26 protein-coding genes, 2 tRNA genes and 2 riboswitches are annotated in these 26,605 nt (G+C 59.7%); of the genes, 16 read left to right on the forward strand and 12 right to left on the reverse strand.

Annotated elements, in window-relative coordinates; all coding sequences use genetic code 11:
* Positions 1–56 precede the first annotated feature (56 nt).
* Positions 57–836 carry a trehalose-phosphatase gene (gene otsB / locus D3791_RS11145; RefSeq protein WP_022874746.1) on the reverse strand — a complete coding sequence of 260 codons (780 nt, stop codon included), beginning with the start codon at positions 834–836 and terminating at the stop codon, positions 57–59.
* A 39-nt stretch (positions 837–875) separates the two neighbouring features.
* Positions 876–2,339, reverse strand: coding sequence for an alpha,alpha-trehalose-phosphate synthase (UDP-forming) (locus tag D3791_RS11150; protein WP_246242034.1), 1,464 nt, complete (start codon positions 2,337–2,339; stop codon positions 876–878).
* A 403-nt stretch (positions 2,340–2,742) separates the two neighbouring features.
* Between D3791_RS11150 and D3791_RS11155 the strand changes: the two genes are divergently transcribed.
* The 5 genes from D3791_RS11155 (at position 2,743) to D3791_RS11175 (ending at position 7,694) form a co-directional block, all read left to right on the forward strand.
* Positions 2,743–3,609 carry a DsbA family protein gene (locus D3791_RS11155; RefSeq protein ID WP_022874748.1) on the forward strand — a complete coding sequence of 289 codons (867 nt, stop codon included), beginning with the start codon at positions 2,743–2,745 and terminating at the stop codon, positions 3,607–3,609.
* Positions 3,610–3,780: 171 nt separating this feature from the next.
* Positions 3,781–3,857, forward strand: a tRNA-Thr gene (locus tag D3791_RS11160).
* A gap of 201 nt (positions 3,858–4,058) precedes the next feature.
* A complete protein-coding gene (locus tag D3791_RS11165; RefSeq protein ID WP_172512235.1) occupies positions 4,059–5,009 on the forward strand; it encodes a DUF808 domain-containing protein in 951 nt (316 codons plus the stop codon).
* A 106-nt stretch (positions 5,010–5,115) separates the two neighbouring features.
* Positions 5,116–6,765, forward strand: coding sequence for an HsdM family class I SAM-dependent methyltransferase (locus D3791_RS11170; protein ID WP_425483102.1), 1,650 nt, complete (start codon positions 5,116–5,118; stop codon positions 6,763–6,765).
* A 2-nt stretch (positions 6,766–6,767) separates the two neighbouring features.
* Entirely contained in the window at positions 6,768–7,694 is a 927-nt protein-coding gene (locus D3791_RS11175) for a hypothetical protein (protein WP_022874751.1), read from the forward strand.
* Positions 7,695–7,696: 2 nt separating this feature from the next.
* Here the strand turns inward: D3791_RS11175 and D3791_RS11180 are convergent, their stop codons facing one another.
* Positions 7,697–8,251 (reverse strand): GNAT family N-acetyltransferase, encoded by a 555-nt coding sequence (locus tag D3791_RS11180; protein ID WP_172512237.1) that lies wholly within the window; start codon positions 8,249–8,251, stop codon positions 7,697–7,699.
* 451 nt (positions 8,252–8,702) lie between these two features.
* Between D3791_RS11180 and D3791_RS11185 the strand changes: the two genes are divergently transcribed.
* A tRNA-Val gene (locus D3791_RS11185) sits at positions 8,703–8,776 on the forward strand.
* Positions 8,777–8,813: 37 nt separating this feature from the next.
* On the opposite strand, the gene D3791_RS11190 is transcribed toward D3791_RS11185, so the two are convergent.
* Positions 8,814–9,860, reverse strand: a complete 1,047-nt coding sequence (locus D3791_RS11190) for an Atu2307/SP_0267 family LLM class monooxygenase (RefSeq protein ID WP_022874754.1) — start codon at positions 9,858–9,860, stop codon at positions 8,814–8,816.
* 200 nt (positions 9,861–10,060) lie between these two features.
* On the opposite strand from D3791_RS11190, the gene D3791_RS11195 reads away from it, so the two are divergent.
* On the forward strand, positions 10,061–11,731 hold the full coding sequence (locus D3791_RS11195) for a threonine/serine exporter family protein (RefSeq protein ID WP_028268441.1): 1,671 nt from the start codon (positions 10,061–10,063) through the stop codon (positions 11,729–11,731).
* On the opposite strand, the gene D3791_RS11200 is transcribed toward D3791_RS11195, so the two are convergent.
* The gene (locus D3791_RS11200; RefSeq protein WP_246242038.1) at positions 11,728–12,492 is read right to left on the reverse strand and encodes a uracil-DNA glycosylase; all 765 of its coding nucleotides are present in this window, start codon (positions 12,490–12,492) and stop codon (positions 11,728–11,730) included. The genes D3791_RS11195 and D3791_RS11200 overlap by 4 nt on opposite strands.
* 165 nt (positions 12,493–12,657) lie before the next feature.
* Between D3791_RS11200 and D3791_RS11205 the strand changes: the two genes are divergently transcribed.
* The 3 genes from D3791_RS11205 (at position 12,658) to groL (ending at position 15,541) form a co-directional block, all read left to right on the forward strand.
* Complete coding sequence (locus D3791_RS11205) at positions 12,658–12,948, forward strand: DUF3263 domain-containing protein (protein ID WP_022874757.1); 291 nt, start codon at positions 12,658–12,660, stop codon at positions 12,946–12,948.
* 42 nt (positions 12,949–12,990) lie between these two features.
* On the forward strand, positions 12,991–13,608 hold the full coding sequence (locus D3791_RS11210) for a LytR C-terminal domain-containing protein (protein ID WP_022874758.1): 618 nt from the start codon (positions 12,991–12,993) through the stop codon (positions 13,606–13,608).
* A gap of 295 nt (positions 13,609–13,903) precedes the next feature.
* Positions 13,904–15,541 (forward strand): chaperonin GroEL, encoded by a 1,638-nt coding sequence (gene groL / locus D3791_RS11215; protein WP_022874759.1) that lies wholly within the window; start codon positions 13,904–13,906, stop codon positions 15,539–15,541.
* Positions 15,542–15,630: 89 nt separating this feature from the next.
* Here groL and D3791_RS11220 read toward each other — a convergent pair whose 3' ends face one another.
* The 5 genes from D3791_RS11220 to D3791_RS11240 all read right to left on the reverse strand — a co-directional run bounded on the left by D3791_RS11220 (position 15,631) and on the right by D3791_RS11240 (position 19,534).
* Entirely contained in the window at positions 15,631–16,521 is an 891-nt protein-coding gene (locus tag D3791_RS11220) for a DUF4031 domain-containing protein (protein ID WP_172512238.1), read from the reverse strand.
* Between the two features lie 42 nt (positions 16,522–16,563).
* A complete protein-coding gene (locus D3791_RS11225) occupies positions 16,564–16,854 on the reverse strand; it encodes a WXG100 family type VII secretion target (RefSeq protein ID WP_022874761.1) in 291 nt (96 codons plus the stop codon).
* Positions 16,855–16,978: 124 nt separating this feature from the next.
* Positions 16,979–18,508 (reverse strand): sensor histidine kinase, encoded by a 1,530-nt coding sequence (locus D3791_RS11230; protein ID WP_172512239.1) that lies wholly within the window; start codon positions 18,506–18,508, stop codon positions 16,979–16,981.
* A 40-nt stretch (positions 18,509–18,548) separates the two neighbouring features.
* Complete coding sequence (locus tag D3791_RS11235) at positions 18,549–19,256, reverse strand: response regulator transcription factor (protein ID WP_022874763.1); 708 nt, start codon at positions 19,254–19,256, stop codon at positions 18,549–18,551.
* Positions 19,257–19,315: 59 nt separating this feature from the next.
* On the reverse strand, positions 19,316–19,534 hold the full coding sequence (locus D3791_RS11240; protein ID WP_172512240.1) for a hypothetical protein: 219 nt from the start codon (positions 19,532–19,534) through the stop codon (positions 19,316–19,318).
* 253 nt (positions 19,535–19,787) lie between these two features.
* Here D3791_RS11240 and D3791_RS11245 point away from each other — a divergent pair, with 253 nt between their 5' ends.
* Both D3791_RS11245 and D3791_RS11250 read left to right on the forward strand, forming a co-directional pair.
* A complete protein-coding gene (locus tag D3791_RS11245; RefSeq protein WP_028268444.1) occupies positions 19,788–20,171 on the forward strand; it encodes a cold-shock protein in 384 nt (127 codons plus the stop codon).
* Positions 20,172–20,174: 3 nt separating this feature from the next.
* Positions 20,175–20,774 carry a DUF3027 domain-containing protein gene (locus tag D3791_RS11250; RefSeq protein WP_022874766.1) on the forward strand — a complete coding sequence of 200 codons (600 nt, stop codon included), beginning with the start codon at positions 20,175–20,177 and terminating at the stop codon, positions 20,772–20,774.
* Positions 20,775–20,838: 64 nt separating this feature from the next.
* Here the strand turns inward: D3791_RS11250 and serC are convergent, their stop codons facing one another.
* A complete protein-coding gene (serC, locus tag D3791_RS11255; protein ID WP_022874767.1) occupies positions 20,839–21,960 on the reverse strand; it encodes a phosphoserine transaminase in 1,122 nt (373 codons plus the stop codon).
* A 261-nt stretch (positions 21,961–22,221) separates the two neighbouring features.
* On the opposite strand from serC, the gene D3791_RS11260 reads away from it, so the two are divergent.
* From D3791_RS11260 to D3791_RS11275, 4 genes are all read left to right on the forward strand, one after another.
* The gene (locus D3791_RS11260; RefSeq protein WP_022874768.1) at positions 22,222–22,920 is read left to right on the forward strand and encodes an iron-dependent transcriptional repressor DtxR; all 699 of its coding nucleotides are present in this window, start codon (positions 22,222–22,224) and stop codon (positions 22,918–22,920) included.
* 98 nt (positions 22,921–23,018) lie between these two features.
* A riboswitch (cyclic di-AMP (ydaO/yuaA leader) is annotated at positions 23,019–23,176 on the forward strand.
* A 4-nt stretch (positions 23,177–23,180) separates the two neighbouring features.
* Positions 23,181–24,230: a M23 family metallopeptidase gene (locus D3791_RS16775; RefSeq protein WP_022874769.1), complete on the forward strand. Its 1,050-nt coding sequence runs from the start codon at positions 23,181–23,183 to the stop codon at positions 24,228–24,230.
* Between the two features lie 123 nt (positions 24,231–24,353).
* A riboswitch (cyclic di-AMP (ydaO/yuaA leader) is annotated at positions 24,354–24,523 on the forward strand.
* A 4-nt stretch (positions 24,524–24,527) separates the two neighbouring features.
* Complete coding sequence (locus D3791_RS11270) at positions 24,528–25,424, forward strand: C40 family peptidase (RefSeq protein WP_022874770.1); 897 nt, start codon at positions 24,528–24,530, stop codon at positions 25,422–25,424.
* A gap of 230 nt (positions 25,425–25,654) precedes the next feature.
* Complete coding sequence (locus D3791_RS11275; protein WP_022874771.1) at positions 25,655–26,149, forward strand: HNH endonuclease; 495 nt, start codon at positions 25,655–25,657, stop codon at positions 26,147–26,149.
* A gap of 41 nt (positions 26,150–26,190) precedes the next feature.
* On the opposite strand, the gene D3791_RS11280 is transcribed toward D3791_RS11275, so the two are convergent.
* Positions 26,191–26,601, reverse strand: a complete 411-nt coding sequence (locus D3791_RS11280; RefSeq protein WP_028268445.1) for an NUDIX hydrolase — start codon at positions 26,599–26,601, stop codon at positions 26,191–26,193.
* Between the last annotated feature and the right edge of the window lie 4 nt (positions 26,602–26,605).

Consider the following 26,605-nt stretch of genomic DNA (forward strand, 5'->3'; position numbering starts at 1 on the left):
CCTTTCACGGGCAGGTACGTGCCCGACGATCCATAGTGAAAGTGAAATAGGACACTTTAGTGTCGCATGGAAATCAGGTTTTGCAAAAGCACTGGCAAGTCTTGCGGAGACGCTATATGATGCGTGGCTGCCGTGGGCCCGGAACCTACCTTCACCCCGAGATCAGTGGAATCCAAGACCTTGAAGCCGTTTTCGTCGGTGACGTCATCGCCGATGAAAAGCACCGCGTCGACCTGTAACAAGTGCTTGAGCCAGGACAGGCTCTCGCCCTTGTCGCCCTGATGGACCGAGGCTTCAAGGACCGCTTTACCTTCCAGCAACTTGACTCCTGCCAAAGGTTGCAGAGCGGTTTTGGCTTCGTGCAGCGCCGCCGCACCGGCCTGGGGAGCCGCACGACGCACGTGAAGCACCGTCGCCGATGGTTTGTACTCCAAGGACACCTCGGCGTGACGGTCAGCGACCACGGCTAGCTCTGCGGTGACCTGGGCCAACAAGTTCTTCTGCTCCGCGCTCAGCGGCTTTTCAACCCACGAAGCCTTGAAGGTTTCGGGGACCTGGCGCTCAGCGCCGTGCGAGCCAATGCAGAATTCCGGCATTGGCTCGGGATAGACCTGAGCCAGGGAGGCCAGGTTGCGCCCGGAGACGAGCGCGGCAAAAACGCCGGGCAGCTGCCGGAGCTGTTCGAAAAGCTCCGCTGATTCTGGCAGTGGCCGGGCATCTTCGGGGCGATCGACGATGGGCGACATGGTCCCATCAAAGTCCAGGGCCACAAGGATCTTCTGATGAGCTGCAAAGCCGCTCAAGGCGGCGTGCAGTTCCGGGTCGAGCTCAGGCAAGGTGGTTTCCCGTCGAGTGTGTAGGAATCGTGGAACCGGCTATCGGGCGATGGCATCTGCCGAGGAAGCGGCGCTGATTTCGGCAAGCTCGGAGAGGAATACTTCCGACCAGCGGGCCACGGTATTGACCTTCAGGTGCCGGTTCATTCGACGCATGCGCTTATCCTGTTCCGCTTCGCTCATATTCACGGCCTGGATGATCTTGTCTTTCATGCCGTCGATATCGTGCGGGTTGACCAGTACGGCTTGGGTCAACTGGTCTGCCGCTCCGGTGTATTCAGAGAGCACCAATACGCCTCGGCCATCCTGATGGGCTGCGACGAACTCCTTGGCGACCAGGTTCATGCCATCGCGCAGCGCTGTCACCAGCAAAACGTCGGCAGCCAGGTACAGCGCGATCATTTCGCGCAGCGGATAGGACTGATGCAGGTAGCGCAGCGTGGTGTGGCTCAGGGTGTCATGCTGGCCGGTTATTTGCCCGACCATCAATTCCACCTGGTCGCGTAGCTCCATGTAGGTGTCAACGTTCTCGCGGCTCGGGCTGGCCACCTGGATCAGGCAGACATCGCCGGCACGCAGCTGTTCGTCGGCAAGCAATTCGCCGTAGGCCTTGAGGCGGTGGCGAATGCCCTTGGTGTAGTCCAGGCGGTCCACGCCCAGGATGACAGTTTTAGGGTTGCCCAATTCGTTGCGGATCTGTCCGGCGCGGGCGATGATTTGCGGGTCGCGCGAGAGCTTGGCAATCTGCTCGGTATCGATCGAGATCGGGTGGGCCTTGGCCCGGCAGAGGTTCTGCATTTGGTGGCCGGCCGGGGGAGTAGCCACATCGCCCTTGGTGGAGTATTCGGTGAAGCGGCGCAGGCAACGCAGGAAGTTGGAGGCGTCGGTTTCGCGCTGGAACCCGACAAGGTCCGCGCCGGCCAGCCCTTGCAGGATTTGCTTGCGCCATGGCAGCTGGGAGAAGAGGCTGGCTGCAGGGAATGGGATATGCAGGAAGAATCCGATTTTCAGATCCGGTCGCGCCAGGCGGATCATCTGGGGTACCAGCTGCAGTTGGTAATCGTGGACCCACACCGTGGCATTGGGGGCTGCGATTTTCAGAACGGCATCGGCAAAACGCTGGTTGATCTTCTTATAGCGGTCCCACCACGTGCGGTGGTATTCAGGGGGAACGATCACATCGTGATAGAGCGGCCACAGCGTGGAATTGGAGAAGCCCTCGTAGTACAGCTCCAGGTCATCTTCGCTCAGTGGCACGGGCACCATGTGGATGTCATCTTTATCGAAGCTCTCCAGTTCTTCGTCGATGCCACCATGCCAGCCAACCCAAGCGCCGTCCGAAGCTGCCATGATCGGAGCAAGAGCTGTCACCAGGCCTCCGGGGGAGCGCCGGAAACCTTGCGACCCGTCGGGATTGGTAATCCGGTCTACGGGCAGCCTGTTGGCTACGACCACCAAATCGTAAGTTTCCTCGGTGTTCTGGCTTGGTGCTGGGGTACCCACTTTAAACCTCCTGGCTTGATCAAACTGTGCACCGGCGGGGTGCGGATTCGTCGGTTCTGAGTGAATGACTGAGTATTTGATTTTTTCTCTTGCACTGGGCGAACGGCTATGGAAAAAAGTCGTTCCTATTGAAATCATACTGAATTTTTTCCCAAGCCATGTGAGGTGTCGCACTCTCACGGCTTCGGCACAGGTGCATGCCGGGAACTTCGGAGTTCTTTGGCGTATGACTTGGTTGAATGCTCAACTACGGTGTTGTTTAGCGCTTTGGGCGCTGTATGCACAAGATATGTGTGTCCTGTGAAGGGTGGGCATTCTGGGGTTTTCCGGGATATTTGCGCAAATAATTGGCTAAGCTTGACCCAGATGACTGTTCTCTGCTGACTGAGGAACCACCAAATTTATGTCTACGAATAATCCGCGCCCGACCAAGGCACAGCGTAACGCGAGCGCTCGCGAAAAAGCAGCACAGCTGCGAGCCAGCCAAGAGGCCGCCCAGAAGCGCAAGTCGCTTTTCGTGAAGCTCGGCGTTCTAGTCGCCGTTGTTGTTGTCATCGCGCTGGTCGTGACACTGGTCGTTCGAAACAACAACGCGAAGATTGAAGATAGCGGTGCCACTCCTCAGGGTGCGACTGCTGCTGGCGGTATCGTCGTCACTTCCGCGGACTCGGTCGCCGAGAAGACCACCGACAAGGTGGATGTCACCACGCTGACCGCTCCCAAGGAGCAGCTGCAAAGCCCCGAGCCGCGTGACCTGACTGTCGCCAAGAAGGGCGAGCCAATCAACGTCACCATGTACGTGGATGCGAACTGTGTGCACTGCGCGGATTTCGAAGCCACCTATGGCGACCAGATCGAAAAGTGGCTGGCTGACGGTGACATCAACGTTGAATACCGCAACGTCGGATACCTGGACGGCGGCTCGCCTACCAACTTCTCCTCGCGTGGCGCCAACGCCCTGGCTTGCGTTGCCGATGAGAGCCCAACTGCTTACATGAAGTTCGTGAAGGCACTGTGGGGCCACTACCCAGAGGGCGAAATGAAGAACGCCGAACTGGCCCAGATGGCTGTCGACAACGGCGCCTCCGAATCGGTCAGCGACTGCATCGACGGCGACAAGTTCCGTCCATTCGTCCAGTACACGACCACCGCTGGCCAGTACGACGGAGTAAAGGGAACCCCTTCGATCTTCATCCAGGGCAAGGAATTCGTTCTGGGCACCGAAGACTTCCCGACCAAGGTCGAGGAAGCCATCAAGGCCAACAAGTAAGTCCAGAGCGAGCTCTGGACAACCTGGCGGGATCCGGTAGTATTCCATATTGATCTCGCACCTTCGTCTTAGGGGAAGAAAACCATCCGTGGTTTTCTTCCCCTTTGCGTTGCCCCGCAAGGCTTGCCGATTCGCAGACCAGCGGGGTTTTCCGATATTCTTATTCGGTACGCCCCCTTAGCTCAGCTGGCCAGAGCGTCTGTCTTGTAAACTGAAGGTCACCGGTTCGAATCCGGTAGGGGGCTCCACGCTGGAGCCAATCCAGATGAGAACCGTGTTCATGCTCGCCCATGACGCGGTTTCTTTCATTTTCGCCGGCAGCAACACTGCAACAGCGTCGTGGCTATGAGCCGGATAACCACAACCCCGGTAGAATTTCTGGCAAGACTATATTCCTTGAGCCACGGCAGAAAAGGCCGGACGTTCACCACCATTTTGAGGAGCCGACCATGGCCGGAGGCCTTGTAGCACTATTGGACGACATAGCTGCGCTGGTGAAAGTCACTGCAGCGTCCCTTGATGACGTGGCCCTTGGCGCCGCCAAAGCCAGCACCAAGGCCATGGGCGTAGTGGTCGACGATGCCGCGGTAACACCACAGTACGTGGAAGGCATCTCGCCCAAGCGCGAGCTGCCGATCATCTGGAAGATCGCCCTGGGATCGATCCGCAACAAGCTGGTCTTCATCCTTCCCGTCGCCCTGCTGCTCTCATACTTCGCGCCCTGGGCGCTGACCCCGATCCTGATGATCGGCGGTGCCTACCTGGTTTTCGAAGGAGCGGAAAAACTGCTCGAAGTCTTCGGCTGGATCAAGCACCACGGCTCTGGCGAAGATGGCAATGAGCGCGACGAGAAGTCGATCATCAACTCGGCGGTGCGCACCGACCTGGTGCTCTCGGCGGAGATCCTGGTGATCTCGCTGAACGAAGTCGCGCACGAACCGTTCCTCACCCGGGCGCTGATCCTGTTCGTTGTCGCAGTGATGATGACCGTGGTGGTCTACGGCGCGGTGGCGCTGATCGTCAAGATGGACGACATCGGCCTTCACATGGCCGCCAAGCCGCGCAAGCTCTCGCAGAAAATCGGCCGCGGTTTGGTCAAGGCCATGCCGATCATCATGTCGGTGCTCAGCAAGGTCGGCGTGGTTGCCATGCTGTGGGTCGGTGGCCACCTGCTGCTGGTTGGCATGGACGAACTCGGCTGGCACGCCCCGTACGGATTCGTGCACCACATGGAAGAGCTAGTGCACCACGCCACCGGTTCGGCCGGCGCGGTATTGGGCTGGTGCGTTAATACCGCCTTCTCCTGCGTGGCCGGATTCATCATGGGCGCGATCATCACGGTGATCGTCCTGTCGATCCAGAAGCTGCGGAACAAGGGCAAGGCCGAGCCGGCCCACTAGGACCAAAGATCCGGGGCGGCACCCGCGTACAATGGATAAGCTGTCATCCCGGGCTCGGTCATCTGCGTCCAGCCAAACTGTCTGGCCGCCATGGAAAGATCATTGCGTGTTGAGTAAAGAACAAAAAGAGCAGGCCACCGCCCGCCATGCGCGGGGAGCCTACTTCACCCCGGAGCCGGTTGCGGCCTTCATGGCGCAGTGGGCGCTTCAGGCACCGGCCTCCAAGGTCCTGGAACCTTCCTGCGGCGACGCTCAATTCCTCCAGGCCATCCACCATGAACTCGGCGCGCGCCACGGGCAAACCCAGTTGCTGGGCTACGAATTGCATGAACCCACGGTTGCCCAGGCCCGCCAGCGGCTGGCCGAGCAGTCAATCAACGCGAAGATTCGCCAAGCCGACTTCTTCGACATCCAGGGCACCGGCGATATGGATGTCGTGATCGGCAACCCGCCCTATGTGCGCTACCAGCTGCATCGCGGAGCGGATCGCCAGCGTTCGCGGCTGGCCGCAAAAAATGCCGGAGTGGAGCTGAACGAGCTGGCCAGCATCTGGGCGGCCTTTGTCGTGCACGCGACCAGTTTCCTGGCCCCCGGCGGCCGGATGGCCCTGGTGCTGCCGGCCGAGCTGATGTTCGTGAATTACGCAGGAGTGGTTCGCGCCATGCTGCTCGAGCGCTTCGCCACGGTGAATCTGGCAGTCTTCGAGCAGCGGCTCTTCGCCGACGCCCAGGAAGAAGTGGTGCTGCTGCTGGCCGAAGGCTACCAGCAAGGACCCAGCGAGCACTTCAACCTGCACCAATTCCGCAACGCCCAGGATCTCGCCCAGCTAGGATCCGGCACCCGCCATGTTCCCGAGCGCGCGGCAGATCGCTGGACCGGATCGCTGGTAGGCCTCGAAGCCCAGGGGATCCTGGCCGCGGCCAACGCCGGCGGCCACTTCGCAATCCTCAAGTCCTGGGGCGAAACCTCGCTCGGCGCGGTCACCGGCAATAACAAGTGGTTCACCCTCACCGAGCAGCAGGTGCGCGAGCTGGCCCTGGATACCCAGGACCTGATCCGCATCTCGCCTCCCGGATCCAGGCACCTTCGCGGGCTGGAACTCGATCAACCCGGGTGGGAACGCCTGCGCGATCATGGGGCCGCGACCTATCTTTTCCGTCCCGCCGGCGCGCCGAGCGCTGCCGGTGAGCGTCTGGTGGCCACCGGCGAACTGGCCAACGTGGACCAGGCCTATAAATGCCGGGTGCGCTCGCCGTGGTGGCGGGTGCCGGTGCTTTCGGTGCCGGATCTGTTCATGACCTACATGAACGCCGATACGCCGAGGCTGACCACCAACGAGGCGCAGGTCCACCACATCAACTCGATCCACGGGGTATATCTCGGCGCGGATGCGCGTGAACTGGGGCGCGAACTCTTGCCCCTGGCCTCGTTGAATACACTGACCATGCTGGGCGCCGAAATGGTCGGGCGCTCCTACGGCGGCGGAATCCTCAAGCTCGAACCGAGGGAAGCCGACGTATTGCCGGTGCCTTCGATCGCCATGGTGCAGCAGCACGCCGAGGCGCTGCGCGGCATCAAGCCCGTGGTGCGAGGCTTGCTGGCTGCCGGGAAGAAACAGGAAGCCACCGAGATGGTCGATGGGATCGTCCTGGAGCGCATGCTCGCGCTGAACCAGGATGCGGTGCAAACCATCCGTGCGGCACGCACGAATATGCTGGAGCGCCGCAAGGCGCGCGGCAAAGCGGTGAAGGGATAAACGTGGCAAATCCTGTGGTTGAGAAGACCCTGGCCTTTGCGGAATTTGATACCACCTTGATGTCAGCGGCCAAGGACTCGCCGTGGCTGAGCAACGGCGCGGTCACCGAGGAATTCAATCCGTCCTATTCGGTGCTGGAAGCGCTGCTGAGCATTCCGGTGCGCAATAAGGCGGTCACGCGTTCTGGCCGCTTCGCCCAGGGTGTTGATGCGTGGCTGGCCCACGAACTGCGTCGAGCCGGTTTCGACGCCGACCTGGTCTGGCCTCGGCCCGAAGCGCCGCGCGTGCTCTCCAGCGACATCCTGGACCTGTTGCGCAGATTGCCTGAACGCCTGGCTGATGAAGTCCATGAATCGATCATGGCCGGCAAGGCCGGAAGCACCGACGCCAGAATCCTGGGCCGTGCCTACATGAAGCAGACCGATGTGGTGATGACCCATTGGTCCACCGGCCCCGAGCTGCTGCTGAGCACCAAGGCCATGACCTCATCGTTCGGCAAGAACCTGGCCAACCGATACGAAGAGGCCTACGGGGATGCCGCGAATCTGCGGGCGCGCTATCCGCTGGCCGCGGTCGGCTTCTTCTTCGTGCAGCGTGCCACCATCCTCGAAGCCGAGCCAGCCGCCTTCCGCCGCACCGTGGATATGATCCGCAAGCTGCGGGACTTCGGGGACGGCTTCGGCTACACCGCGACCGGACTTCTGCTGGTGGATTGGGACGATTCCTCGGATGCCCCGGAAGTCAGGTGCGTGCATCAGGCAGTGCCGGAAGATGTTGCCACGCCGCAGTTCCTGAACGCCATGGTCGATGCGGTGCTGAAGGTGACCCCGATCGACCTCCACGAAGCTGCTCGCGCTCGCCGGGCTGGCGAGGTGGCGCCGCTGCCCGGCCACGAATGGGTGGACGAGCAGCAGGACGCCCTCTTCTAGGATCAGAGCATCGGCAACGCCGAGACCTGCTCGCCAAAAGGCAGCTGCATGCCGAGCATCGGCTGGGTTGCCGGAGCGGTGGCGAAACATGGCGCCGGGATCGACGGCAAAGCGGTGCTGATGTCGAGGCAGTCTTCGGAAGCCTGCGGCAGGTTCTCGACCCACTCCCAGGCCGCCTGGGTGGCCCGGTAGATGAACTTCAAGCGTCCCTCCTGCTCGAAGCTGCGCTCGCGCTCCCACAACTCGGAACGTTCGTAGAAAGCCCACGAGGCAGGGTTCTGCGCGTCGATGACGATGATCGGCGTTTTGCCTGAGCGCACCGCATGTTCCAAGCGCAATGAGGTCACATGCTGGCGGATCCCCAGCCGGCGGTATTCGGGCCGCACCGCCATGCAACCCAGCTCTACGGCGTTCATTGAATCGGTGGGTGCCACGATCGAGTCGTGGACCAAACCGGCCGCGACGAGTGTGCCGCGGTCACGCACCGTCACCAGCAAGCTGAGGCGGTCGAATTTCTGATGCCACCGCTGGTCGATAACCGGGTAGAGCTGTGCCAATTCTTCACGCTCCTCCGGCAAAACGCAGAGGTGTGACAAGGAAAAGTTCAGGTTTTCAAACACTGGGTACGGTCCTAGAGAAAAAGAACGAACGAAAAATGAGGCTTTGCGCGACAGGCTGGGCCTGCCACGCGGTTTCGTTGGCCTTGAGGGGACCGATGCCGGCGGCTTCCGGCAACTTCCTTGTAGGGTCCAGTTGGAGCTCGATGAGCTAGAAAAATTATGGAGCCTGAAGTCCCGTTTTGACAAGTGGAAACAGGTACTTTTGGGTGAAGTGAAAATAAACTATTTGGCGCGGTTTTTCGGGGCTGATCATCTGGCAGATCGGCAAGCTGAAAGATCGCCGGGAATGGCGGATCACGCAGCTTGAAGCCGGTCGCCGATTTGGCGCGCGAGGTATCACCGGCTAAGATCATTTAGGTGCTTGACCCTGTGGTCACGGCACAAGTTCGGATCTTTAGCTCAGTTGGTTAGAGCGTTCGCCTCACACGCGAAAGGTCGCTGGTTCGAGTCCAGTAAGATCCACGAAAAAATGCCACCAGCGATGGTGGCATTTTTGCGTTTAAGCTCCGAGCAGTTCGTGGACGCGGGGCTTCACTTCTTCGCCGAGCAGTTTGATGCTGTGCATCATCGCCTCGTGGGGCAGCGTTCCCGCCGAATACTTGATGTCAGCCCGCGACAAGCCCAGTTTCCTGGTGGCCGAGGCGAGCTTCGACGCCACGGTGTCAACGCTTCCGGCCATCATGGCCCCATCTGGTCCCATGGAAGCTTGGAGCCGCATCTTGCTGGCTGGCGGCCATCCTCGTTCAGCCCCAAGGCGGTTCATGGTCCGCTGGTAATGCGGCCAGAGGGTTTCCAGGGCTTCTTCGTCGCTATCTGCGACCAGCCCGTGGAAGTGGGCGGCGACGGGTTGCTCTTCGTGGCCGTATTCCTTCAGCGCGCGGTGGTACAGGGACACCAATCCTTCAAAGCCGGAGGGCTGGCCGCCGATGATGGCAAGGAAGAGCGGCAATCCGTGGCGCGCGGCCCGGACCACGGATTGCGGGCTGCCGCCGACACCCACCCACGTGGTCAAGGGCTGCTTCTCCAGCAGCGGGTAGACCTGCTGGTTGCGCAATGCCGAGCGGTGCTTTCCATGCCAGACCACTGGGTTACCGTGGCGCAATTTCGCCAGGAGGTCCAGCTTCTGCTCGTAGAGCTCTTCATAGTCATCCAGTTCGAAGCCGAACAGCGGGAACGACTCGATAAAGGATCCGCGTCCGGCCACGATTTCCGCACGGCCCTGGGAGATAGCATCCAAGGTCGCGAAGCGCTGGTAGACCCTGACTGGATCATCGCTGGAGAGCACGGTCACGGCGGTGCCCAGCTTGATGCGTTCGGTGGTGCTGGCCAAGGCGGCCAACACGATCTCCGGTGAAGACACGGCGTAGTCGTCGCGATGGTGTTCACCCACGCCGAAGAAGTCCAGATTGGCCGCTTCGGCCGCCTGGCCTTCTGCGATGACATTGCGGATCACCTGCGCGTGGGTGAGCAGGTTCCCCTCGGCGTCCTGGCTGATGTCGCCAAAAGTTTCGGCGCCGATCTCGGGCAGGAGCAGTTTGCCGCTCATCTTGACCTCCGAAGTGTATGCAAAAGTATCTAATTCCTAGCAGGTTCAACCAACTGCTGCCCGGCGATATTCCTCCGGGCAAGATATTGGATAAATGTGTTCGGCGCTACCTAGTGATTTATGCCCGTTCACGCCAACTTATCGCCCATGGGTTGTATCGTGAATTGCATGGGAAAACATCGGTTGAGGGGGCAAGATTAGTGGCGCATCGATCTGACGAAGAGCACGGTGCAACGTCACCGCAGATCGGCGAAGATCCAGCGCCATCAGCCGGTGCGCTTCCGCGTATTTCGACTAGTGAAATCAACATGGGGTTCCACCCGGAAGATCCAGCGGAGGAGCCTCCCACCGCTTCCGAGTTGCCGCTGAATACGGCAGTGAGCGCCAACGTGGCGGCTGCGGCTGCCTCCGACATCGAGTGGCGTACCGGCCAGGTCCACACGACCGACGAAGGCATCACCTTGATGCCAACTCGTGCCAACCCGGTGGCTCGTCGGCTGCTGGCCAAGATGTGGATCTCGGACACCCCGCCGACGCAGGCGCTGAACATCGTCGAGCGGCTCCAGGGCACTCCCTACGCCAACCCCAAGGTCAACGACCAGCAGGATGCTTCCTCTCGTCGCACCATGGAATTCGCCTTGGACCTGGGGGAGACCCTGATCCGTTACGGCGCTGGCGCGCTGGAGGTGGAAACCAGCATCATCGCGGTGACCGCAGCCCTGGGCTTGAGCCACCTGGATGTCGACATCACCAATCAGTCCCTGCACCTCAACTACAGCCCGCCGGATGCCGAGAGCTATTCGGTATTGCGCGTGGTCCGTTCCTACACGTCAAACTATGCGGGGCTGGTGCTGGTGCACGAGCTGGTCTCGGACATCATTGCCGGCGGTGTTTCGCGCAGCGCTTCGGCTAAGCGCCTGAAGGAAATCACCCGCCGCCCCAAGCCATTCCCTCGTTGGATTGTTGCCAGTGGCCGGGCGCTGTTCGCAGCGGCCTTCGTGCTTTTTATTGGCGGTTCATGGGCCGGTGCGCTGGTGGCGATGATTTCCTCCAGCCTGGTGACGCAGATCGGGCGCTACGGCTCGCGCTGGCGCGTCCCCGAATTCTTCACCATTGCCGTCTCGACCATGGTGATTACCGGGATCGCGCTGATCGGGCATCAACTTCATGCCCCTTTGGATCCGGCGCTCGTGGTTTCCGGCGGTATCCTGCTGCTTCTGCCTTCGGGACGTTTTGTCTCGGCTCTGCAGGACGCTATCAACGGCTTCCCAGTCACCGCGGTAGGCCGCTTGTTCTCCGCCAGCCTGACCTATGGGGCGATCTTGAGCGGCATCGCTGCTGCCCTGGTGATCTCCGATGCGTTCGGCGGCGAAGAAGTCGATGTCCATCAGATCGTGACGACCGAGTATCCGGCGTGGTTGCTGGTCCTCTTGGTGGCCGTGGCCATTGTCGCCGGCGCCGTGACCGAACAAAGCGCGCTGCGCTTGCTGTTGCCGACTGCGGGGATCGCCGTGGGCGGCTATCTGATCCAGATGCTCGCCGAAAGCATTGGCCTGGGTGAACGCGCGGTTCCAGCAATCGTTGCCACAGTGATCGGCTTTGCCGCTCGCTTCGCTTCGGACAAGCTGCGCACGCCGCAGCTGGTCCTTGCAGCTCCGGCCGTGATGTTCCTGCTGCCAGGTTTGATGATCTTCCGGGCCATGTACGGCATCGTGATCAACGTCGATGACATGGCCACCGGTCTTGTGGAGATGTTCAATGCCATGGCGATCATGCTGTCTATTGCCGGCGGCGTTGTCTTCGGTGAGACCCTGTGCCGCCCGCTGACTTCCAACGCACGGCGCGAACGCCGGCGCATCCGCCGCCGCTAGGCCAACGGCAACGACCAATCAATCGGCTCCTGTCCCTGCTCGGACAGGAGCCGATTTGCTTGGGAGAAGGGCTTGGACCCGAAAAAGCCGCGTGAAGCCGAGAGCGGCGAGGGGTGCGCGCTGCGCAGCTGGGGCAGGTTGCCGAGGTCGGCGGCGAACTTCTGGGCGTGGTTGCCCCAAAGAATGGCGACCGGTGGATTGTCGCGCGTATTCAGGGCAGCGAACACCGACGCGAGGATTGGCTCCCACCCGAGTTTTTGATGGGAACCGGCCTTGCCCGCAGCCACTGACAGCGCTTGATTCAGCAATAGCACCCCGCGCTGGAGCCAAGGGCCCAGATCGGGATGGGGCGCAGGGCTGATGCCCAAATCCGATTCCAGCTCTTTGTAGATATTGCCCAGGGAACGCGGCAAAGGTCGGAGCTGTTTATTGGCGGCAAATGCCAAACCATTGGGGTGCCCCGGTGTCGGGTACGGGTCCTGGCCGATAATTAGGACTTTGACCTCCGATAATGGCAGGGTAAGTGCGCGGAACATCACCTTCGGATCAGGCAAGAGGACTTCGCCTTGCGATGAACGTTTGGTTAATTCGAGGGCAAGGCGACGTAGATTTCCATCCTGCCCGCTCAGCGCCGGAACCCAATCCTGGGCAATAAATCCGTGGTCGGCCATGGATTGCGCGCCGTGGAAGAACGGGAAATCCACGGGCTCGTACACCGGTGCCGGTGGTGGCTCGGGAGCGTCAAACAAGGCATCTTGCATTTCATCCATAGGTGCCATTGTGCCGTTTTTCTGGCGTGCCTGTGCCCGACCACACGGCGATAGCCCAACAGATTGGTTAGAATATCGGTGGTATGTCTACCAACGGTGGAGTACATGCATGACTGAAATACGCAAAAACTGAGCCGAGGACAGGGGTGAGGGCGGATGGCTGAGAACGAGTTGCTGGTTGATTTTGTGATGAACCCGGATTCGGAATTGGACGAACGTTCACAACAGATCCTGAGCTTGGAAAAATTGTGGTGGAAGTATGCCGGAGCCAAGGAACAAGCGATTACCAAGCAGTTCTCAATGTCGCCAACCAATTACTATCAGCTGCTGAACCAGCTGATTGAAACTGATGCGGCCATGGCCTACGACCCGATGCTGGTTAAGCGACTGCGCAGAACACGTTCAACAAAACGTCGTGTGGGCGGTAAGGTCGGCTCGGGACGATAACCCAGCCTGCCGTGACCAGTCAGACCTCGAGCAAGGACAAGAATGACCAACTACCCGCGTGACGAATTTGATCGCGTACCGGAGTTCAACACCCGTGTGGGTTCACACCACGCGCACGGATGGGCGCAGTCCGCCGCCTCAAAGTCGACCGGCGGCAAATTGCTGTGGGTAGTGCTAACCGCCGTGATCGTCCTGGTCATCGGTGCCACCTCGTTCATCTTTGGTCCTCAGCTCAAGGACAGCATTGCCGGTTCGTCCAGCAGTGAAAGCTCGCAGTCCCAAGACGGCGACGCCGGCGAGTCAGCCGACAGCTCGGAAGAAGCATCGCCGAGCGAATCTTCCTCCCCGTCAAGCACCATTGACGATGCCGAGGTGCTCTTCGGCCAGCAGATCGGTGTCTACAACGGAGCCAGCGTGGCTGGAGTCGCAGGTGCCGGCGAAGAAGCCATGACCGAAGCCGGATTCACCAATATCGTCGCCGATAACTGGAGCAAGCCAGCCGACGTATCCGCGGTGTACTACGTCTCGGAGTCCTACCGAACCACGGCCCAAAAGGCCGCTGAAGTGCTGAACATCGACGAAGTATTGCAGACCAGTAACATTCCAAATCGTGTCACCGTCGTGCTGGGCACCGACGACCCACTAGGGCTGAACGAATAGTTCGTTCATAATTCTCTTCGCTCAGAGCCGATCGGCTTGCACTCGCCATGCGAGAGTGCCAATATTTGTATTAGCACTCTTGCGCAGCGACTGCTAACGCCGGTCGGCTTTTGTGTTCCCTACGGGACAAAGAGCCATCGGATGGCGCGCTGTCGGATAGAGCGTGGAAACTACCTCAGATAGCGAGAGCTGAAACGGTCGCTGGCCCGATGCCGCACCGGAGAACTCGTCCGTCGCGGGCGCTGTCTGTCGGTTGCATTTTCGCAAAATCGTCCCGAAAGGACCGTACGCCACTATGGCTAAGATGATTGCATTTGACGAGGAAGCACGCCGCGGACTCGAGCGCGGACTGAACACCCTCGCTGACGCGGTAAAGGTGACCCTAGGCCCACGCGGCCGCAACGTCGTTCTGGAAAAGAAGTGGGGCGCTCCTACTATCACCAACGACGGTGTGTCCATCGCTAAGGAAATCGACCTCGAGGATCCTTACGAGAAGATCGGCGCAGAGCTGGTCAAGGAAGTTGCCAAGAAGACTGACGACGTCGCCGGTGACGGTACCACCACCGCAACCGTTCTTGCTCAGGCATTGGTTAAGGAAGGCCTGCGCAACGTTGCCGCTGGCGCCGACCCAATCGCGCTGCGCCGCGGTATCGACAAGGCTGTAGAAGCTGTTACCGCTGAGCTGTTCGCCGCTGCCAAGAAGATCGAGTCCAAGGAGCAGATCGCTGCTACCGCTTCGATCTCCGCAGGCGACAAGGAAATCGGCGGCCTGATCGCTGAAGCTCTCGACAAGGTCGGCGAGCAGGGCGTTATCACCGTTGAAGAGTCCAACACCTTCGGCCTTGAGCTGGAGCTGGCAGAGGGCATGCGCTTCGACAAGGGCTACATCTCCGCTTACTTCGTCACCGATACCGAGCGCCAGGAAACCGTTCTTGAGGATCCATACATCCTCATCGTGAACTCCAAGATCTCCTCGGTCAAGGACATGGTGACCCTGCTGGAGAAGGTCATGCAGTCGAACAAGTCGCTGCTGATCATCGCCGAAGACGTTGAGGGCGAAGCCCTGGCTACCCTGATCCTGAACAAGATCCGTGGCCTGTTCAAGTCCGTTGCCGTCAAGGCTCCAGGCTTCGGCGACCGTCGCAAGGCCATGCTGACCGACATCGCCATCCTGACCGGCGGCCAGGTTGTTTCCGAGGAAATCGGGCTGTCCCTGGACAACGTTGGCCTCGAAGTCCTGGGTACCGCCCGCAAGGTCGTTATCACCAAGGACGAAACCACCATCGTTGAAGGCGGCGGCGAAGCCGACGCTATCGAAGGCCGCAAGGCCCAGATCGCAGCCGAGATCAAGAACACCGACTCGGACTACGACCGCGAGAAGCTGCAGGAGCGCCACGCAAAGCTCTCCGGCGGAGTCGCTGTGCTGAAGGCCGGCGCTGCTACCGAGGTCGAGCTCAAGGAGCGCAAGCACCGCATCGAAGATGCCGTGCGCAACGCCAAGGCAGCCGTTGAAGAAGGCATCGTCGCCGGTGGTGGCGTTGCACTGATCCAGGCCGGCGCTGCTGCATTCGCAAAGCTTGAGCTGGAAGGCGACGAGGCAACCGGCGCGAACATCGTTCGTGTTGGCATCGAAGCACCACTGAAGCAGATCGCACTGAACGCTGGCCTGGAGCCAGGCGTTGTCGCCGACAAGGTCAAGGGCCTGGCCGCTGGCCACGGCCTGAACGCTGCCACCGGCGAGTACGTGAACCTGCTCGAAGCTGGCGTCAACGACCCAGTGAAGGTGACCCGTTCGGCACTGCAGAACGCAGCATCGATCGCTGGCCTGTTCCTGACCACCGAAGCTGTTGTTGCAGAGAAGCCAGCTCCTGCTGGCGCTGCCCCAGCCGGTGGCGACGACATGGGTGGCATGGGCGGAATGGGCGGCTTCTAAGCTTCCCCGCCGATCTAGCGCATCACCTGCGCTGATGGCCTGGTACCTTCGGGTACCAGGCCATCAGCCGTTAACGAGCCAAAATCGGGTTAGCCCTTCCAACCCTGCAGATGCTCTAGTTCCCGGCTCACATTGGAGCGTGCAGCGGACTCCCACAAGTCACGTCCCGCAGCCGTCGCATAGATCGTGGCCTTCTCCAGCAGTGCTGTGAGAATCCTGCTTCGGCCTTCGGCCAAAACGTGGCGCGGAAGATGCGCATACTCCTGGTAGATCGCGTGGGCATAGCGTTGGTATGCCGGTTCTGGGCGGGCCAGCACTTCCAGATCCGCATCGCACAGGATCCGTCCCAGCCGGTCCGACTCCTTGGGGTTGTGCCCGGCCGTGAGCAGGATCAGGTCGCTGACGGTACTCACAGCCCGGGCAGAGAGCACAGAATCGAGCCGTTCGCGAGCAAGCACCGCCGACTTGAACTCATCTTCGGCTGTCCCCTGGTACACCGCATCGTGGAACCAGGCCGCCAGCTGGAGGAGCATCAGCTCTTCAGCGGAGAGCTTTCCACCCAGGCGGTCCACTGCTTCGAGCACCGAGAGCAGATGGACCCGGTCATGATAGTACCGGTGTTCCTGGGACCACAGGCCGAGCAGCTCCTTGCCCAATTCGGGCTCGGTCGGCAAGGTGCGGGCCCAGCGGCGGCGCAATATGGCGTCCAGCTTTTCGGCGCGATACTTGGCCGGGATGCGCAGTCCCGAGGCAACCAGGGCGCGGACCAGCTCGCCACCGGTGACTTCCTTCGCGCCGGCGCGGACCAATTGCTCATAGCGTTCGCGGGGAACGTCGTAGTGGTCCTTGTCGAACGCCCGCAAAGAGATCTCTTGCTGGGCGGCGAACTGATGAAGCTCATCGAGGGAGGTATCCGAGACCAGATGGGCAAAAACAGTGCCGTGGGCCGGCCATCGCGGCGGGTCGATCAGAATGCTCATAGGCTAAGCCTACTGACCAACCCGCCCACGTGCAGTCGCCGGTCAGTAGCGGAATAGGGAGGTGTTGACCTGCTCCACTTCCTCGTACTGCATCGAAGCATGATTCAGGGCGCTGGCAATGCTGCTCAGGGCTTCTTCGATCTGCACGTGGGTGGAGCGCCATTCGGCGACGATGGATTGGAATGACGCGGCGGCCGAGCCCTGCCAGGTGCTCTGCAGCTGGTCGAGGTTCATCTGCATGGTCGACACCTCGTGGCGCAGGCGATCGATGGTGTTCATGACGGCTTGGGACTTGACCTGCATTTCGCCGGTATTGGTGGAGAACGTACTCATGGACCTTGTCCTTTCTAGATGGCTGTATCGATATCTCGATGCAACCAACCTAGGAAGCTGGCAAGGAGCACAGTGTCTGGCGATCGCCGAATGTGGATAAGCACGGCAAGCCGCCTGGAGGGCCTTAGTCTTCGATCTCCGGCTCGGGGCGCTCGATCAGCGGCACGTAGGGCAATGAGATGGACATGGTCGCGCCGCCGCCCTCGGTATCGGCCAGGGCGACCGATCCGCCATGCTGCTGGACGATGGCCGCAACGATGGCGAGCCCAAGTCCCGACCCGCCGGTTTCCCGCTGTCGGGAGCTGTCGGCGCGGTAGAAGCGCTCGAAGATCCGCTTGGCATCTTCGGCAGGAATGCCGGGTCCGTGGTCCCTGATCTCGATTACTGCGTCCATGGCGCCGGCCACCAGGGACCTGACGCCAACCGCGATCTCAATGGGCGTGCCCTCGGGGGTGTAGCGCAGTGCATTAGTCAGCAGGTTGGCGATGACCTGGCGGATGCGAGCGTCATCGCCCACGGTGCTGGCCGGGCTGGGGCGACTGTTGGTCAGCCCCACGAGCTTGACCGCGCGGTCTGGCGCGCGCACCTTGGTATCTTCCACTGTGTCCTGCCCGAGCACCAGCAGATCCACCGGCTGCTTCTCCATGGGCCGTTGCTCATCAAGGCGTGCGAGCATCAGCAGGTCTTCAACGAGGCGTGCCATGCGCTTGGATTCGGCCTCGATGCGTCCCATGGCCGAGTCCATCGCTTCGGGATCAGCCAGCCCGCCGTAGCGGTAGAACTCGGAGTAGCCCTGGATGGTGACCAGGGGAGTGCGCAGCTCATGGGAGGCATCCTGGATGAAGCGGCGCATCTTGCGTTCGGAAGCTTCCCGGTCGTGGAAGGCCTTCTCGATCTGGGCCAGCATGGCGTTCAGGGAACGCGAGAGCCGGCCCACTTCGGTCTCGGAAGGATAGTCCTTCACGCGCTGGGACAAATCTCCCGCGGCAATCATCGAGGCGGTGCGCTCGACGTTGTTCAAAGGCTGCAAGGATCTGCCGGTGAGGCCGTAGGCGATCATGGACATGACCAAGGCGGCGAGCAGGCCGGTGGAGAGCACCAGCACGGCGGTCTGGCGCACTGTGGAGTTCACGGTGTCCAGTGGCAGGGCCAGGAAGAGGTTGAGGTTGCTGCTCTCCAGCGGCACCATCATGGTTCGCCAGCCGGAAGAAGTCGGGAAACTGCCCGGGACAGTGGAGGGAACCAAGGGGTTGGCCGCCAGCTGTTCAATTTCCTGTGGATTAAGCAACGGCAGATCCGAGGTGCTGCTGGGGCTCACCCGCGAACGCGGCATGATGTAGAGGATCTTGCCTTCTTCATCACGGATATCGGCGTACGAGCTGTTCAGCCCCAGCAAGGTCGGATCGAAATCCCCGGAACCTTCGGATCCGCCGTTGCCGTCGAGGGAATTCACATAGGCCTTGTTCAGTCCGTAGGCCATTGTGGGCCATGAAGCGTTGAGCTGGTCATCGATCTGGTTGGTCATCGAGATCTTCAGCGTATGCGCTGAACTGATCGCGGTGGCGAAGATCGCGATGATCATCAGCCCGAGCATGACGGTGACGAGCTTTGTCCTCATCGAGGTGCGGCGCCATTTGGCTCGAATTGACTTCATATACAGACTTTACAAGGCCTTTGTGTTCCTCGGTGAATTACTAGCGGCGATCCGGGGTGCGCATCAGGTAGCCGACGCCGCGCTTGGTCTGGATCAAGGCCGGCCATTCGGGGCGGTCGACCTTGCGGCGCAAATAGGAGATGTATGACTCGACGATGGATGCATCGCCGTTGAAGTCGTATTCCCACACATGGTCCAGGATCTGCGACTTGGAGAGCACGCGGTTGGGGTTCATCATCAAATAGCGCAGCAGCTTGAACTCGGTGGGGGAGAGATCGATGATTTCTCCGGCGCGGCGAACTTCATGGGCATCGTCGTCCAGCTCAAGATCGGCGACGGCGATGGTGGCGTTTTCCTCTTCGCCGCTGGCCGTGCGACGCAGGACCGCGCGAATGCGGGCCACGACCTCGTCGAGGCTGAAAGGCTTGGTGACGTAGTCATCGCCGCCGACGGTCAGGCCGGTGACCTTGTCGCTCGTGTCATCGCGGGCGGTCAGGAAGAGTACCGGGAAGTGGCGTCCGGCCGCGCGGAGCTTGCGGGTAATGGTGAAACCGTCCATATCCGGGAGCATGACATCCAAGACAGCGAGATCGGGTTCGTCTGCCTCGACGGCGGCAAGCGCCTCGCGTCCATTGGCAGCTGCAACAACCTCGAAGCCGGCGAAACGCAGCGACGTGGAGAGCAATTCGCGGATATTCGGTTCGTCATCAACAACAAGAAGTTTTGCTTCAGTGGGTTTTGCACTCATAAATCCCAGTTTGCACAAGAAGTCTGGGAGTCTGCTGAACGATTGCTGATTTAGGTTTTCTAGGTGTTGCGGCGTTTGGCGATATTGCTGATCACCACGACTACCGCCAGGACGAACGCGACTGGAAGACCCCAGACGGCAAAGGCCATCACCAGCGGTGGAATCGCGATCTGCTGGAAGTAGAAGACCAGCGTGGCAATCAATGCGAGGGCCGAAACGACAGCAATGATGATCGCCAATCGAGAAATAACGGTCATGGTTTTTGATGCAGTGCTCACGACTCCTAGCTTAGCCCTGCATGGGCATTCGCAGCGCGCCGTGCCGGACTTCGGCGCGCAAAGATGAATTCAGTGCTTCAGTGATGACATAATCTTAGATAAACGACTTGAAACGATTTCGTACGTTGAGTACCCGGCAAGAAGCTGAGAAGAACCCCGGCTGTGACTCCGCGAAATCGTACATATGAATATGCATGGCGCTGAGCAGGCCTCGGCCATGCATTTGGTTAAAGAACGAACGAGGTAAATGATCATGCCTAGCGGCAAGGTTAAATGGTACGAAAAGGCCAAGGGCTTCGGTTTTATTACCGCAGAAGATGGCAAAGAGATCTATGTCAACGCAGCAGCATTGCCTGAAGGCGTACATGATTTGCGCCCCGGCACCCGGCTGGAATTTGGTGTCGCTGAAGGTCGCCGTGGACCCCAGGCACTGAGTTTGCGCCTGCTTGAACAGGCTCCTTCAGTGGCTCGCGCCAAGCGCAAAAAGCCTGAAGCGGAAGCGGTTCTCATTGAAGATCTCATCAAGCTGCTCGACAACGTTTCCAATAGCCTGCGCAATGGGCGTTATCCTGAACAGGCATATGGCAAGAAGGTTGCTACCGTACTTCGTGCGGTAGCCGACGATCTGGACGCATAAATAATGGCCCGTAAACCCAAGTTGGACACCATCCTCGCCGACGCAGTGGATACTGCACGCGGCGCGCTCGCGGAGATTGCTGGTGCGCAAGAAATCGGCGAACACCTCGGGGTCACGGCGGAAGGTGAGCGACTTGTCACCCATCGTTTTGTCTCCCAGAAAAGGGGATACCAAGGATGGACCTGGTTCGCTACACTCGCACGGGTTCCTCGGGCCAAGGCAAAGGACCTCACCGTTTGCGAAGTCGGCATCATTGCCGGCGACGACTCGCTGTTGGCCCCTGCATGGGTGCCGTGGGCTGACCGGCTGGCCAAGGAAGAAATCGAAGCCGCCAACGCTGCGCAAGCAGCCGAGGAAGCTGGAGAATCGGTAACCGACCCGTCGCAGGACGAAGGGCCGGAGACGGAAGAAGGCGCGAACGACACTGAGGCAGAGCCATCGGCTAGCTCGGAGCAGGCAAGCGGAGAGTCCGAAGAGGACGATTCCGAAACCGCCTCGCATAAGTCGCCGGCTCGTCGCCAGGTTCGCCGCCGTCGCACCGCGCAACGCACTGCGGCTCGTCGCCGGGCAGCGCAGCGCAACCGCACGCGCAAGGAAAACTAGCAGTTAAGACAACGGAGGGGTTCGAAGAATATTTATTCTTCGAACCCCTCCGTTGTTATATGGCTTAGAGCTGCTCGATAACGAAGTCGATGCACTTGAGCAGTGCAGCGACGTCGCTTGGCTCGATGGCCACGAAGGTGGCAATGCGCAGCTGGTTGCGTCCGAGCTTGCGGTATGGCTCGACATCAACCACGCCGTTGGCGCGCAGGGCCTTGGCAATTGCCGAGGCATCAACCGAGTCGTCGAAGTCCACGGTGGAAATCACGTTGGAACGGTGAGTTGGGTTGGCAACGTATGGCGAAGCGATCGACGAGGCTTCGGCCCATGCCTGGATCAGGCCAGCGGACTCGGCGGTGCGAGCCGCGGCCCACTTCAGGCCGCCATTTGCGTTGATCCACTTGATCTGGGCATCCAAGCCAACCAGGGTGGTCAACGAAGGAGTGTTGTAGGTCTGGTTCTTCAGCGAGTTATCCAGTGCGGTCTTCAAGTTCAAGAAGTCCGGGATCCAGCGATCGGTGGCGGCGATTTCCTCGATGCGTGCGATAGCCGCCGGGGAAACGAAGGCCAGCCACAGGCCGCCGTCTGAAGCGAAGTTCTTCTGCGGTGCGAAGTAGTACACATCGGTCTCGGCCAGATCCACGTCCAGGCCGCCGGCCGCGCTGGTGGCGTCAATGACGATCAGTGCGTCGTCGTTGGCGCCGGCAACGCGCTTGATCGGTGCTGCCGCGCCGGTCGAGGTTTCGTTGTGTGGCCAGGCGTAGAGGTCGACGTCGGCTTCAGCCACTGGCTCCGGAACGGTACCCGGCTCGCCAACGATGATCGAGGAAGCTTCCAGGAATGGGGCCTTGTCGGTAGCCTTGGCGAACTTCGAGCCGAATTCGCCGAAGGACAGGTGCTGGGCCTTGGAGCGAACCAGGCTGAACGCTGCTGCATCCCAGAATGCGGTGGAACCGCCTACACCCAAGAGGACTTCGTAGCCCTCTGGCGCGTTGAACATTTCCTTCAGGCCGTTCTGCACCGAAGCGACGAGGTTCTTGACCGGCGCCTGGCGGTGGGAGGTGCCCAGCAATTTGGAGCCTGCGTCGGCGATGGCCTGGACCTGCTCTGCGCGGACCTTGGAAGGTCCTGCGCCGAATCGTCCATCGGCGGGCAGAAGGTCTTGTGGAATTTGGATGTCCGTGCTCATCGCGCTCCTCTTGTAGCGATAGTTTGAAGTGCCTGACAGGCCACCAATACCCATGAGTCGGAATAATGAAGGATGGCCGTGGCGTTTCAATAGATATCTTTGCAAATAGCAAGGGCTCGAGAGAAAAACGCGACCGTCGGTTACGAAATCCACTGGGCGGGTTACATCCGCTTTCTGTCCGATAAACCAAGTAGAGTGGGGTATCGACGCCACGTATTATTCGAGCGAACTAAACTGTTGTGACTTCCAGGAGCGGCTGCTGTGTCTGATCTTATCGATACAACTGAGATGTATCTGCGTACCATTCTTGAACTTCAAGAAGAGGAGATCGTGGCTTTGCGCGCCCGAATTGCAGAACGTCTTGGCCACTCGGGTCCTACCGTGTCGCAGACAGTGGCTCGAATGGAACGCGATGGCCTGGTCGTCGTTTCCTCCGACCGTCATCTTGCTTTGACTGAAAAAGGTCACGAATTGGCAACCAGCGTGATGCGCAAGCACCGCTTGGCAGAGCGCCTGCTCTCGGACATGATCGGCTTGGACTGGGAATACGTCCACGATGAAGCATGCCGCTGGGAGCACGTCATGAGCGAGCGTGTTGAGCGCCGCCTATATGACCTTCTGGGCAAGCCCACTGTGTCTCCGTACGGCAACCCGATTCCGGGTCTTGAGGTCCTTGGCGGACCAAGCGTGGCTGAAATCTCATATGAAGTCCAGAATCTGGATGACGCTTTGCTCGCCGGAAATGATGGTCCGGTGGCGATCGAGCGTCTGGCAGAACCGATCCAAACCGACCCAATTCTGCTCGGACAACTGAATGAAGGCGGAATTCGCCCCGGAGCGATTGTCACTTTGGAACGAGCAGACGACTACGTTGTGGTCCGTGTACAGGGTATTGAAGGTGCTTTGGAACTGCCCGTCGAAGTTAGCGGACACGTATTTGTGCGGGCTCAAAAAAGATAACGAAATTGTAACTTTACCGGATGACCGGTAACGTTAATGATCGATGCCGTGGATCTGACTGGCATCACCCGTCTCCGTCGCGACCGCCTAGTGTTGCCCTGCGCCGGTAGCCGGTTACCAAGATTGAGGGCAATAACGGGGGACCCACTACTTCGGCGTGAATGCGCCTTGGGGTGAAGCTCTGCTTGACGCAGGCCGGTTCATTCTCCAGAACCGAACCCGACAGCTAACTTCGTAGGCGCAACAGTGAGAGGAATGTTTTGGTAGAAACCAAGACTGCGGGACGACGTCGCGCTGCTGGCACCGAGGTTGATGTGATCACCGAGATCGCTGCTTCGGCAACCCAGCGTGCTAGTGGACGCCGCGCATCACGCGCCGCTGAAACCGTCTCGACCATTACCCCGGCAAAGCCGGTTAACGCAGACTTTGTAGGTCGTCGTTTCGACTCCTTGCAGCGCTACGGTGTTGCCCCAACTCAGACTGATCTGGCTCCTAAGGCAGAAGGCAACAATGTTGTCGCATTGCCAAGCGCCGTTGAGGTTCAGCCAGCAAGCCCGGCTCCTGTCCAGGCTTCGAGCAATGTTGAATTCATTGCCAACGTCAAGTCGAAGGTCCGCAAGACCAGCCGCCTTGGATTCACGCATAAAGTTGCTGCCGTCGCAGCGGTTTCCGGCCTGGCATTAGCCGCCGTTGCACCGCAGCTATCCGGTAACACCGGCGAAGAGGACAAGGCAGTAGCGGCCGCCGCCGAACGCACCGCAACCTCGGCTGTGGTCGACGTCAAGGCTCCAGGAAACGCTGCTGAATTGACTGTTGAGCGCGCTGCTCTGTCTTCCAAAGTGAATCCAAAGGTCAAGAGCGAAGAGAAGTTCTCGGACATCATGACCGCTTCGGGTGGCGACATCACCAGCATCAAGGAAACTGCAGGTTTGCTTTCCGCTCCAGTGACCACCAAGCGCATCACCTCGACTTTCGGGCACCGTAAGAATCCAACCGGTGCTGGATACATGATCCACAGCGGTACTGACTACGGCGTGCCTAGCGGAACCAAGGTTTACGCAGCGGCCGATGGCGTTGTCGAGGTTGCCGGTTGGGCCGGCCACTCGGGTAACCGAGTCACTTTGGACCACGGAAGTGGACTGGAGACCGGCTACAGCCACAACAGCCAAGTATTGGTAAAGGTCGGCGATCACGTAAAGCGTGGCGATGTCATTGCCTTGGCCGGTACCACTGGCAACTCAACCGGCCCTCACGTGCACTTTGAAGTGATCGTCGACGGCCAGTTCAAAGACCCTGCCGGATGGTTATAACGACGTTCGTCACTATTCCGTGATCAAAACGTGACATTTCAAAAATCATCCTATAGGCTTATATCCGTGCCATGGGAAACCCTGGGCAACTTTGCGTGAGAACCGAGCACTGCCAACACGCAATGAGCAGTTATACACAACTCGTACGGCAGTGGCGGGGGAACCAACATCGGGTCGTTAGCTTGGCTAATAACCCTAGGGGTGAAGTGGATAGAGAAGGAAACTTCGAATCCACCGAGGTAACTCCACTTCGAACCCGACAGCTTACCTCGTAGGTATCAAGGAGAGGCATTAATAGTGACCAAGAGTCATACTCATGGACGTCGCCGTGCTGACGTACCACGCACCAACTCGCTAGAAGCGATTTCGCAGGCAGTATCGTCGAACGCTGGTTCGGTAGGTCGCCAGGCAGCTGTAGTAGCTGCAGCATCAGGTTTGATCGTCGCCCTGGGTGTACCAGGTCAGGCATCGGCTCCACGCGATGTTTCGGCAGCGCCGGTTGACACCATCACCCCAGAGCGCGTTGCAGTCAAGTCGGTCAGCGTTGCTGCCGACAAGGACGCAGCTGTAGACATCGAGCGCGCAAGCTTTACCGCTAAGGAAAAGCCAAAGCCAGTTGTTATCGCAGTAGCCGATAGCATCGAGCCAACCACTCGCAGCACCCAGGCGAGCAGCAGCGATTCCTCGGATTCGATGGCTCCAACCACTCGCAGCACCCAGGCGAGCAGCAGCGATTCCTCGGATTCGATGGCTCCAACCACTCGTCAGAGCCGCAGCACCGGCAGCCAGCAGACCCAGTCTGCTGCTCCAAAGGCTGAGACTAAGACTGAGTCCTCCGTTGAGACTTCTAGCCTGTCCGGCATTGCGGCAACCGCTGCAAAGTACGCAGGCGTTCCATACGTATGGGGCGGCAACACCCCAAGTGGCTGGGATTGCTCCGGCTTCGTAAAGTACGTATACGCACAGCATGGCATCAACATTGCTCGTGGTACCTCGGCCATCCTCGGCTCGGGTCAGTTCAAGCGCACCAGCAACCCTAAGCCAGGCGACTTGGTATTCCAGAACGGTGGCGGCCACGTTGGCATCTACCTTGGCGGCGGCCAGATGATCGGTGCTCAGAACCCAAGCGTTGGTACGCTGGTTCACTCCGTATCGCGCAACCCGCTGTACGGTTACTACACCCTGGCTGGCTAATTTCGCAGCTTTTCATAGGCCATCGAACGAATCATTCGTTCGATGGCCTATGTTCGTTTAAAAAGGTGAACTGGACAAGTCAAAAAAGTGAAAAACGCTTGATTTCTTTCTCAGATGCTCACTAACTAGCGCCTCAATCGAATAGGCTAGCCGTTAGAGCCACTCCGATCAGAACGCGAGCTCCATCAATGCCAGATGGTAGCTATCGGTTCAAGAAGGAAGTACGACAAATGCGAACACTGGTATTAAATGCAGGATACGAGCCCTTAGCCGTCGTGACTTTTCGACGAGCACTGGTAATGGTCATGGCCGATAAAGCGACCATCGTTCTCCAGGATGACGACTCGCCTGTTCGCAGCTCACACGGACAGTTACCCAGACCCACTGTCATTGTCTTAAAACGCTATGTACGACGCCCCTACCGCGACATGCTTCATGTCACGCGTAGGGGCGTTTTGCGTCGAGACGCGTATACCTGCGCGTACTGCGGGAAATCGGCGAATACGATCGACCACGTCATTCCGCGAAGCAGGGGAGGGAAGAACACGTGGGAGAACTTGGTGGCTGCTTGCCTGCACTGCAACAGCAGGAAAGCCGACAAGATGCTCTCTCAGTTGGGCTGGCAGCTGCGGATCACGCCGCATCGCCCTCGGATGGGCGGACATCTGGTCTCCGGTCTTCAGCATATTGATGCCGCATGGGACGACTTCCTTCAAGCAAGCTGAGCCTGGCACGCGGCAAGCGCATGAACCGGAGCCTGGGCCGGCTAATTCGCTGGTCGTTCGATCAGCATGGGCAGCACGTGATCTTTGAGCAATGGAGCCAGGTCCTCCCGTTGCAGGGCATCCTCAGGCGCGATCCATAGAAGCTCTTCAAGCTCGGCTAAGGGGGCCAGCACGCCATCGTAGTGCCCGGTGAAGATGGACGCGGTGATTACTGTGTCATCTTCGTTGGCCGCCGGCCCAACCCACTCGCCGTTGTACGTGAGATCTTCGGCTGTGAACTGCAGCCCGAGTTCCTCATGAATTTCTCGAATAACAGTTTGTAACGGCGATTCGCCGAACTCCGGTTTTCCGCCGGGCTGCATGAACTTGGTTGTTCCACGTTTTCGCACAAGGAGGATTTCTCCTTGGTTGTTGATTAAACAGACCGCTGATATCGTCAAATTTTTCTTCACCAAA

Source organism: Glutamicibacter mishrai, from assembly GCF_012221945.1.
GTDB classification, from domain to species: domain Bacteria; phylum Actinomycetota; class Actinomycetes; order Actinomycetales; family Micrococcaceae; genus Glutamicibacter; species Glutamicibacter mishrai.